The organism is Paraburkholderia tuberum STM678, from assembly GCF_902833905.1.
GTDB lineage: Bacteria > Pseudomonadota > Gammaproteobacteria > Burkholderiales > Burkholderiaceae > Paraburkholderia > Paraburkholderia tuberum.
This window is the reverse complement of sequence record NZ_CADFGP010000153.1, coordinates 1-2,172: the sequence shown is the minus strand read 5'-3', so window position 1 is coordinate 2,172 and position 2,172 is coordinate 1. Positions and strand designations below refer to the sequence as shown.

Below are 2,172 nucleotides of genomic sequence, written 5' to 3'. Positions count from 1 at the left end.
ACTGCTGGTGCAGCACGGTGTCGAGACGGTGCTGAACAACCACTGACCTCCGGATGGTCCGCGACGCATGACCTGCGTCGCGGACCCGGAATCACCACCCATTTAATCAGGCTCCCTGAGCAGCATCGCGTTGCCCGGGGGACCGTTTTTGACGAACTGATCATGACTTTCAATCAAACCCTGATGCGTGCGCTCGCAGGCGCATTGCTCGTGACGGCGGGTACCTTGCCCGCCATCGCACAACAGACTTTCTCTAACCCGCAACCGCCGGTCACCCAGGCAGCCGCACCCGGCACCGCGCCGACGGCCCGTGCCGGTACGCAGCCCGGCAAGGTATTCGGCCAGAGCTACGCGCCGGTCGGACAGGTCGGCCCCCAGCAGGCGCAGATCGTCTACTACCGTGATGCATCCGCGGGTGCGGGCCGTTCGGCCGCTGCCGACGTCTACGTTGATGGCGAGCTGCAGACCGCATTGCTGCCCAATGGCTATAGCATTTTCTGCGTCAAGCCGGGCCAGCACATGCTGGGCGCCTACATTCAGGACGCACCGCTGTACAAAGGCAAGACCACCGGGCGATCCGGCGCAGAACTGAAGGGCGGCATGACCTACTTCGTGAAGGTCGGGCCGGCTGGCAGCAATGACGCACCGATCATGGTGCCGCGCAACGAAGCCGAAGCCCAGTTGCAAGGCATGCGCGCCCAGATGCACGTTCTTTCGCGCGCATCGGCAGTGGAGGCGTGTGACCCTGCGTCGATCCCCGTGACGGCAGCTCCGGTGGCGCAGCCTGTCGCGGCGAAAGAATACACGCTCAAGGGCGACACGCTGTTCGCCTTCGGCAAGTCTGGCAATCGCGACATGACTGTCACAGGCCATGCGGCAATTGCACATCTGGCTGAGCAGATTCGCGCGGAAAACACCTCGCTGCAAGCCGTGACGGTGATCGGCCACGCGGACCTGATCGGCTCGGCGGCGGCGGCGCAGAAGCTTGGCGAGCAGCGTGCGATGACGGTTCGCCGGATGCTGATCGAGCAGGGTATTCCGGCGCAGAAGATCACCGCGGAAAGCGCGGGCAATTCCGATCCGGTGGTCGCCGACTGCAGTGGCACGATGCAGCAGAAGATTGCCTGCAATGAGCCCAACCGCCGGGTGGTGGTGCAACTGAGTCTGTCGGGCCCGGCCCGATAAAGGCATGGGGGGGATGCTGAGCCCTGATGTTGAGTCCTGAGGCGCGATCTTCCTGAATCGGGGAAGGTCGCGTACCTACCGGCCTTCACCGCATGCCCGGGCAAACGGTGAGGGCTTTCCGGGAACGGGAGTGTCGCGATGACCAGACAAACAGAGATTCCTGCAATCAATGTGCTGCTCGCCTATGCAGAGTTGCACGACAGGGATCAGGTATTTTTTAACGGGAAGCTCAATGAGTTCGTGTTTGCGTCCCGATCGAGCAAACGTGAGTTCATCAGGCAGTGGCAGCGAGCGCTCGCGGCTACCGGAACAACGCCGATAGACACGAATCTTCAAAATGAAGGGCACTGTCAGGCGCAGTCAGATCTCCAGGCTGCAACGGATTAGTTGCGGTTGATTCAGGGCTAAATTCTTCCATGCACTGCGTGCGCGAGCACAGCGCCTGTTAAATGACATTTCTGGCCGGAACTCGCCATGTACTTTGCCAATCCGGGCAGGATCATTGGCAGCTTCTTCATCCGCCACCATGCCTTCCGGGTCCGCATTGACGACGTCGAGCACTATTTATCGGGTTTCGTCGCCCTATCTGAACCATCTGGAATCGCAGCGGCATTCAATATTCTCCACGCTGGCGCGGGGGTGGAACGCCTCCCTGATCGGGGCGGCTACGCAGGGGACGTGGCTCACGCCGCCATCGGGGTGGACAGCAAGCTGCCTTTGCATTTACGCGCCTGCCATGCAGGCCGGGGGATCTCTGTTCCTGTCATTCGGCAAATGCAGCCGTGGCCGGCGGGCGTCATCACGAGCCACGCACTGCGGATCAGGGCTCGCCCGCGCGGAGTAGTACAAACGCCTCTCCGCTGAAACCGATCAGGTGCGCAAGGCCTTCTTCGAAAGTGGTACCACCTGGGCAAACGAACCCTGCTCGATGTGCTCCTTGCGGAGAACGATCACTACGGCAACAGCGTGAGCGAAGTGACGAACCGT

General features: G+C 61.6%; 3 protein-coding genes. All 3 read left to right on the top strand.

From position 1 onward, the window contains the following. Nucleotides 1–1,185 (top strand): OmpA family protein (locus HWY30_RS40650; protein ID WP_244145220.1); only part of this gene is annotated, 1,185 nt, incomplete at its 5' end. Between the two features lie 138 nt (nucleotides 1,186–1,323). Next, nucleotides 1,324–1,572 (top strand): hypothetical protein, encoded by a 249-nt coding sequence (locus HWY30_RS40645; RefSeq protein ID WP_090809577.1) that lies wholly within the window; start codon nucleotides 1,324–1,326, stop codon nucleotides 1,570–1,572. Nucleotides 1,573–1,659: 87 nt separating this feature from the next. Next, a complete protein-coding gene (locus HWY30_RS40640; protein ID WP_244145219.1) occupies nucleotides 1,660–2,049 on the top strand; it encodes a hypothetical protein in 390 nt (129 codons plus the stop codon). The last annotated feature ends 123 nt before the right edge of the window (nucleotides 2,050–2,172 follow it).